The 7,345-nt window shown below is 71.9% G+C and carries 7 protein-coding genes; 3 read left to right on the top strand and 4 right to left on the bottom strand.

Annotated features, from left to right (window positions below):
- Positions 1 to 162 precede the first annotated feature (162 nt).
- Positions 163 to 795 (top strand): 30S ribosomal protein S4, encoded by a 633-nt coding sequence (gene rpsD / locus FL311_RS39050; protein WP_141332732.1) that lies wholly within the window; start codon positions 163 to 165, stop codon positions 793 to 795.
- A 58-nt stretch (positions 796 to 853) separates the two neighbouring features.
- On the opposite strand, the gene FL311_RS39045 is transcribed toward rpsD, so the two are convergent.
- Both FL311_RS39045 and FL311_RS39040 read right to left on the bottom strand, forming a co-directional pair.
- Positions 854 to 1,483, bottom strand: a complete 630-nt coding sequence (locus FL311_RS39045; protein WP_141332731.1) for an HAD hydrolase-like protein — start codon at positions 1,481 to 1,483, stop codon at positions 854 to 856.
- 49 nt (positions 1,484 to 1,532) lie between these two features.
- Positions 1,533 to 2,468 carry a LysR family transcriptional regulator gene (locus FL311_RS39040; RefSeq protein WP_141332730.1) on the bottom strand — a complete coding sequence of 312 codons (936 nt, stop codon included), beginning with the start codon at positions 2,466 to 2,468 and terminating at the stop codon, positions 1,533 to 1,535.
- 81 nt (positions 2,469 to 2,549) lie between these two features.
- Here FL311_RS39040 and FL311_RS39035 point away from each other — a divergent pair, with 81 nt between their 5' ends.
- Together FL311_RS39035 and dinB are read left to right on the top strand one after the other, a co-directional pair.
- Entirely contained in the window at positions 2,550 to 3,533 is a 984-nt protein-coding gene (locus FL311_RS39035) for an aldo/keto reductase (protein WP_141332729.1), read from the top strand.
- Positions 3,534 to 3,591: 58 nt separating this feature from the next.
- The gene (gene dinB, locus FL311_RS39030) at positions 3,592 to 4,800 is read left to right on the top strand and encodes a DNA polymerase IV (RefSeq protein WP_141332728.1); all 1,209 of its coding nucleotides are present in this window, start codon (positions 3,592 to 3,594) and stop codon (positions 4,798 to 4,800) included.
- Positions 4,801 to 4,809: 9 nt separating this feature from the next.
- Here dinB and FL311_RS39025 read toward each other — a convergent pair whose 3' ends face one another.
- Complete coding sequence (locus FL311_RS39025) at positions 4,810 to 5,742, bottom strand: DMT family transporter (RefSeq protein WP_141332727.1); 933 nt, start codon at positions 5,740 to 5,742, stop codon at positions 4,810 to 4,812.
- Positions 5,739 to 7,343, bottom strand: coding sequence for a polynucleotide adenylyltransferase PcnB (pcnB, locus tag FL311_RS39020; RefSeq protein WP_228557376.1), 1,605 nt, complete (start codon positions 7,341 to 7,343; stop codon positions 5,739 to 5,741). Before pcnB ends, FL311_RS39025 begins: the two co-directional genes overlap by 4 nt.
- Positions 7,344 to 7,345: the final 2 nt, after the last annotated feature.

Here is a 7,345-nt window from a genome sequence, read left to right as displayed (position 1 = left end):
CCCCACGCCCTCCCCTCCACATCCTCCGCGAAGCGCCCCACACACGGAGTCCACACCCCCCTTGACCCGCGAGCCGGTTTCACGGTACTGATCTTGAAATTGATACTGATTATCAAAATCAACTGAGCCTGACAGCATCGGGCCGGACGTGGAGGACACGACGTGGCGCGTGACTTGGGACCAAGGGGCAAGATGTGCCGGCGACTGGGGATTCCCCTGTCGCGAATCACCGCGAAGGATCCGGACAAGGACCCGGTGCTGCGCAGGCCCTACCCGCCCGGCCAGCACGGCGCCACGGCGCGCATGGGCAACAGCGACTTCGCGCGCCGCCTGCGTGAGAAGCAGAAGCTGAAGCTCTACTACGGCCTCCTGGAGAAGCAGTGCCGGCGCGCGTTCATGGAGGCGCGCCGCTCGCCCGGCAACACGGGCACGGTGCTGCTGCAGCTGCTCGAGAGCCGCCTGGACTCGCTCGTCCTGCGCGCGGGGCTGGCCACCAGCATCCGCCAGGCGCGCCAGTTCGTGCGCCACGGCTACTTCCAGGTCAACGGCGCCGCGACGGACATCCCCAGCTTCCGCGTCAAGCCGGGCAGCGAGGTGAAGTACCACCCCGCGCACCTGAAGCTGGCCATCGTCCGGGAGTCGTTCGAGCGCATGAAGGGCCGCAACGTGCCGCCCTACGTGCAGGTGCTCGGCGACGGCGAGGGCCTGCGCTACGCGCGCCTGCCCGAGCGCGAGGAGATTCCCGTCGACGTGAACGAGCCGTTCATCGTCGAGTTCTACGCGCAGCGCAGCTGACCGACGCAATCCCCGAGCGGAGGGCAGGCCCCGCGGGCCTTCCCTCCGCCCGTGCGTCTCAGCCCAGCAGCGTGGCGCGCAGCTCGGCCATGGAGCGGAACAGCCAGTCCGGCGAGTGCCGGGCCAGCGCCTCCGGCAGCGTGTAGCCCCACGCCACCGCCGCCGCGGGGATGCCCGCCTCCCGGGCCGCGTCGAGGTCGCGAATCTCGTCGCCCACGGAGAGGACCTCCCCGGGGCTGACCTTCACGCGCTTCACCATGCGGCGGAACTTGGCGGCCTTCCCGAAGAGGGCGGCGCCACAGTCGAAGTGCGCCACGGCCCGGGTGCACTCCCCCAGCACCGCGCGCACGGAGGCCTCGCTGTCGGAGCTGATGATGGCCACCGTGACGCCCGCGGCCTTCAGGTCCGCGAGCAGCTCCGGCACCCCGGGGAACAGCGGCGTCGACGACGCGGCCGCCAGCTTCTCCTTGCGCATGTGGCTGACGATGGAGGGCAGCCGCCACAGGGGCACCTTCGCCTTCGCCAGGATGTCGTGGCCGGACAGCCCCCGGAGCGCCTCCAGCTCCTCGGGCGACAGGCGCTTGAACCCGAAGCGGTCGGCCACGTCGTTCAAGATGGAGCGGAACCACGGCAGCGAGTCCGCCAGGGTGCCGTCGAAGTCGAAGATGACCAGTCGAAAGGGCGTCATGCGGGGCGCTCCGTCGGTGGGCGGGGGTCCACCGGGGAGCGATGCGAAGTCATAGCAGAACCGCTCGAGACGAGGGCCCCGCGCTCCGGGCAATCCGGACCACGTGTTCGCGGATGAAGCGCAGGGCCTCGTCGTCCTCGGACGTGACGCGCCAGAACAGCTCCAGCGGCGAGCCCTCCACCTCGAAGGGCAGCTTCACCGTCCGCAGCGCCGGGCGCAACGCCACCACCTGGCGCGCCACCATCCCCGGCACCGTGGCCAACAGCGCGCTCCCCTCCACCAGCTCCCCCACCCCATGGAACGAGGGAATCGACACGCGGACCTTGCGCTGCAGCCCCAGCGCGTCCTCCACCACGCCGCGCAGGTCGCCATTGTACGAGACGATGACGTGCTCGTGCTCCAGGTAGCGCTCCAGCGTGAAGCGCTTCCCCGGCCGGGCGTGGCGCGGGTCGTAGAGGCAGACGAAGCCCTCGTGGAAGAGCTTCAGCCTGCGGATGCTCGGCGGCAGCTCGTCCGCCACCGTCATCGCCACGTCCACGGCCGACGAGCTCAGGAGCGCCCCCACGTTCCGGAACTGCGCGGGCAGCACCACCAGCCGCATCCTTGGCGCCTCGCGCGCCAGGACGTCCAGCAGCCGGGGCAACAGCCATGACTCGCTCGCGTCGGAGAGCCCCAGGCGCACCGTGCGCTCGCTCGTGCCGGGGTCGAACGCCGCCGGAGAGAGGGCCGCCTCCACCAGGGCCTCCAGGTGGGGCCTCGCGGTGGCGAGCAGCTTCCGGCCCCGTGCGCTCAACGCCAGTCCCCGGCCGCTGCGCACGAACAGGGGGGCACCCACGGCCTCCGTCAGCCGCCGGAGCGCCGCGCTCACCGCCGGCTGGGTGAGGTACAGCCGAGCGGCCGCCGCCGTGACACTGCCCGCCTCCGCCACCACGACGAAGACTCTCAGCAGGTTCAGGTCGAGCGACTTCTCATAGAGCGCGTTCATGTGAGGCTTCCATCCTATTGATTGGATTCAAGCATGGCGATGCCCCACCTTTGCCGTGTCGCAACGAACCAGGAGGCACACATGGACACGAAGCACACGGTGAAGCTGGGGAGCACGGGGCCGGAGGTCTTCCGGCTCGGACTGGGCTGCATGGGCATGTCCGGGATGTACGGGGCCACGGATGACGCGGAGAGCCTGCGCACGATTGACACGGCCCTGGAGCGCGGCGTGACGCTGCTCGACACCGGGGACTTCTACGGCATGGGCCACAACGAGCTGCTCGTGGGCCGCGCCATCGCCGGCCGCCGCGAGAAGGTCCAGCTCTCCGTCAAGTTCGGCGCGATGCGGGGACCGGACGGCAGCTGGGGCGGCATCGACCTGCGCCCCGCGGCCGTGAAGAACTTCGCCGCCTATTCACTCAAGCGCCTGGGCGTGGACGTCATCGACATCTACCGGCCCGCCCGCCTGGACCCGAACGTCCCCATCGAGGACACCGTCGGCGCCATCGCCGAGTTGGTGAAGGCCGGCTACGTGCGGCACATCGCCCTGTCGGAGGTCGGCGCGGAGACGGTGCGGCGCGCCCAGCGCGTGCATCCCATCGTCGACGTGCAGCTCGAGTACTCGCTCGCGAGCCGAGGGCCGGAGGCGAACCTCTTCCCCGCGCTCAGGGAGCTGGGCGTGGGCGCCACGCTCTACGGCGTCCTCTCGCGCGGCCTGCTCACCGGCAGCAAGCCCACCGGCGCGGGGGACTTCCGCGCGCACCTGCCCCGCTTCAGCGGAGAGCACCGCGCGACCAACGAGGCCTCGGTGCAGGCGCTGCATCGCTTCGCCCAGGAGCGGGGCCTGTCGCCCGCACAGCTCGCCATCGCCTGGGTGCTCGCGCGTCAGCCCGGCTTCGTCCCCATCATCGGCGCCCGGCGCGTCTCCCAGCTCGAGGACGCGCTCGCCGCCCTGGCACGTCCGCTGTCCCGTGAGGACGTCTCCGCCCTCGAGTCTCTGGTGGCTTTCACCGGCGAGCGGTATGGGGCCGAGCAGATGCACATGCTCGACAGCGAGCGCCCCTGACCTGGAGCGTCCTACGAGTCCGGAAACGTCAGACAGAGCCGGTAGAGTGGCTCCTGCAATGAGAGCCATCATCCACGTGGACATGGACGCTTTCTATGCGTCCGTGGAGCAGCGGGACAACCCGGCCCTGAAGGGCAAACCGCTCATCGTGGGCGGTCATGCGCAGCGGGGCGTCGTCGTCGCCGCGTCCTACGAAGTCAGGCCCTTCGGCGTGCGCAGCGCCATGCCCATGGCCCGCGCGGTGAAGGCCGCGCCGCACGCCATCGTGGTGAAGCCACGCTTCCCCGCGTACGCCGAGGCCAGCGAGCAGGTCTTCGCCATCTTCGAGCGCTACACGCCGCTCATCGAGCCGTTGTCGCTGGACGAGGCCTTCCTGGACGTCACCGCCTCGGTGGGCCTGTTCGGCGCGCCCTCGGACATCGCGCGGCGCATCCGCAAGGACATCGCGGACGAGCTCCAGCTGCCCTCCTCCGCGGGCATCGCCACGGTGAAGTTCGTGGCGAAGATTGCCTCCGACCTGGCCAAGCCCAACGGCCAGCGGGAGGTACGCGCCGAGGAGACGGTGGCCTTCCTCGCGGGGCTGCCGGTGTCGCGGCTGTGGGGCGTGGGGCCGAAGACGGAGGAGGCGCTCCAGCGCGCGGGGCTGAAGACCATCGGCGACGTGTCCACGAAGGACGTGGCCTGGCTCGAGCAGCGGCTGGGCACCAGCGGCCGGCACCTGTGGGAGCTGGCCCAGGGCATCGACGCGCGCGACGTCGTGCCGGACCGCGCAGCCAAGAGCGTGGGCGCCGAGGACACCTTCGAGGAGGACCTCGTCGGCGTGGAGGCCTTGAAGCCACACATCCACGCGCAGGCCCTGCGGGTGGCGCGGCGCCTGAGGCGCGCGGGCGTGCAGGGGCGCGTGGTGCAGCTCAAGCTGAAGCTGTCCGACTTCACCCTGCTCACCCGCCGCACCACGCTGCGCGAGGTGACGGATGATGGGCAGACGCTCTACCGCACGGCGCTGGAGCTGCTGGAGCGCGCGCACGAGGGCAAGCCCATCCGCCTCACCGGGGTGAGCGTGCAGCTCGACGAGGCCCCACCGCAGCTGGGCCTCTTCCCGGCCGCGCCGCCGCGCACGGCCAAGCTCAACGCCGCGCTGGACCGCATCGCCGACCGCTTCGGCAGCAAGGCGATTACGACGGCGGACATCGCGGGCAGCGACGCCCCCAGCGACGACGCGCACCGCTCCGAGCGCCCCGTGGACAAGACGCCCCCGAAGCGCTGAAGCCTCGCCTCAGTCCGCCGCGGGCACCATGTCCGGAGGAGGCGGCTGCCGCGCGGCCTCGTCCCGCGACATCACCAGCACGCCCACCAGCGCGAGCCCTCCGCCCACGAGCTGCACCCAGTCCGGCGTCTCGCCCAGCAGCGGCACCGCCCACAGGGTGGACAGCACGGGCTCCCCCAGCGACGCCACCGCCACGAAGGGCGCGGACAGGTGGCGCACGGAGGCGTTGAGCAGCGAGTGGCCGATGAGCTGCGGCACCAGGGCCAGCCCCACCAGCACCCACCACGTGCGCGACGAGAAGCCCGTCAGCGGCGAGTCGACGAAGCCGTGCGCCAGCATCAGCGCCGCCGCCGCCACCGCGTAGACGACGCCCACGTACGTGCCCAGGGACATGGACTCGCGCACCCGGCGGCCCACGACGAAGTACACCGCCGCCAGGATGGCCCCCGCCACGGCGAGCAAATCACCCCACAGCGCCGTGCCGCCGGCCGCGAAGTCCCGCGCGCCGATGAGCACGCTGCCCGACAGGCACAGCACCAGCGCCGCCACGCCCCGCGAACCCACGCGCTCCGACAGCGCGAGCCACGCGAACAGCGTCACCCACACCGGCTGCGTGGTGACGAGCGCCACGGAGCTGGCCACGGTGGTGTACTGGAGCGACGCAATCCACGTCGCGAAGTGCAGCGCCAGCGCGAGCCCCGACACCAGGAGCCAGCCCCACGTGCGCCAGGAGAAGGAGGCCAGCTCCGAGCGTCCCCTCAACAACGCGAGCGCCAGCAGCGGCGCCGCGGCGAAGGTGAGGCGCCACGCGGAGATGGCCAGCGACGGGGCCTCGGCGAAGCGGATGAGCGGCGCGGCCCAGGACACGGCCACGACGCCCAGCACCAGCCCGCCGTAGACGCGCGCACGGGACACGTCCGCGCGCGGCGCCTGGATGCTCACGCCTCGCCGGCGCCCGAGCCGGAAGAACCCGCCGAGGCGGCCCCTTCACCGGAGGAACGACGGCGACGACGACGGCGGCGGCGCTTGCGCTGACCACCGGGCTCCGAGCCACCCTCGCCCTCCGAGGACTCGGCGCGCGGCGGCGGCACCTCGCCGGCCTTCCACGCCTCCAACTGCTCACGGCCCTCGCCGGTGGCCTCCACCGACATCTCGAACACGGTGAGCGCCTCGCCGAACAGCGGGTGCCGACGGAAGGCCGCGCTCTTGCGACGGCGCTCCCCCGACAGCGTGCGCTGGGCGAGCAGCAGCATGCGGCAGCGCTCGGCGATGCGGCGCGGCAGCCGGGCCGACTGCACGAAGCCCGCGAGCAGCTCCTCCACCACCTGCGACACCGACGGGCGGCCCCCATCCTGCGGCTCGGCCGGAGGCCCGGAGTGGCTGATGGGCACCAGCAGCGCCGCCAGGAGGATGGCGTCGTCGAGCGGCTCGCCCGCGGCCACCCGGCGGTCCAGCGCCTGGGCGAAGGCGTAGAAGGTCTTCTCGCCCTCCTTGCCGTGCTGCTTGAGGTACGCGTTGACGGGCGGCAACAGCAGCTTCAGCGCGTCGAGCGCGTCCAGCAGCTTGAGCGCGGGCGCGGACACCCCGCCGCGGATGAGGCGGAAGGTCTCCTCCAACAGGCGCGCGGGCGCGCAGCGCGGCAGGTCCTCCACCGCGCCCTCCATCGCCGCGTACGTGCGCGACTCGATGTCCAGGTCCAGCTTCGCCGCGAAGCGCACGGCGCGGAGGATTCGCACCGGGTCCTCGCGCATGCGCACCTCGGGGTCGCCGATGGTGCGGATGAAGCGCTCGTCCAAATCACGCCGGCCGCGGACGTAGTCGATGACCCGCCCCTCGCTCACGTCGTAGAACAGGCCGTTGATGGTGAAGTCGCGGCGGCGCGCGTCCTGCTGCGCGGTGCCGAAGACGTTGTCGTGGGTGATGAGCAGGTCATCCCCGCCGTTGTCGCCCTCGTCCTCCGCCGCGGCCGGCGAGGCGGCCTCCAGCTCCGTGGGGTTCGCGCGGAAGGTGGAGACCTCGATGATCTTCCCACCCTTGAAGTAGACGTGCGCCAGCCGGAAGCGCCGGCCAATGAGCCGGCAGTTGCGGAAGATGGCGCGCACCTCGTTCGGGTGCGCGCTGGTGGCCACGTCGAAGTCCTTGGGCTTGCGGCCCAGGAGCAGATCGCGCACGCAGCCGCCCACCAGGTACGCCTGGTGCCCGTGCTGATGCAGCCGCAGCACCACCTTGAGCGCGTCCGGGTCCAGTTCGTCCGGGTCGATCTCCGCCGGCTCGCCGGTGGAGCGCACGTGGGGCGCGTGCAGCTCGCGCTCGTAGGGAGTCGGCTCGGGCTCGGGCTCGAGCACGGTGGGCACCTGCTCCACCTCTTCGTCGGCGGCGGCCTCGGCCGCGTCCTGCGCCTCGGCAGCGGCGAGCACCTCCTCGACGGCGCCCAGGCCCGTGTCGTCGAGCGCGTCCGCCTCGTCGTCGTCATCCTCGTCGTCGTCCGCCTCGTCCTCCGACGGGGGCTCCGGCGCGCGGGCGGTGGGGGCCGACTGGGCCAGCA

This window comes from Myxococcus sp. AB025B (assembly GCF_006518215.1).
GTDB classification, from domain to species: domain Bacteria; phylum Myxococcota; class Myxococcia; order Myxococcales; family Myxococcaceae; genus Myxococcus; species Myxococcus fulvus.
Note: the sequence above shows the minus strand (reverse complement) of the source record. Positions and strands in the feature narration are given on the sequence as shown.

Bases quoted from the DNA above. Each gene is read 5' to 3' on its own strand.
- FL311_RS39045 (WP_141332731.1), bottom strand. From the start codon at position 1,483: ATGACGCCCTTTCGACTGGTCATCTTCGACTTCGACGGCACCCTGGCG.
- FL311_RS39040 (WP_141332730.1), bottom strand. From the start codon at position 2,468: ATGAACGCGCTCTATGAGAAGTCGCTCGACCTGAACCTGCTGAGAGTC.
- FL311_RS39035 (WP_141332729.1), top strand. From the start codon at position 2,550: ATGGACACGAAGCACACGGTGAAGCTGGGGAGCACGGGGCCGGAGGTC.
- dinB (WP_141332728.1), top strand. From the start codon at position 3,592: ATGAGAGCCATCATCCACGTGGACATGGACGCTTTCTATGCGTCCGTG.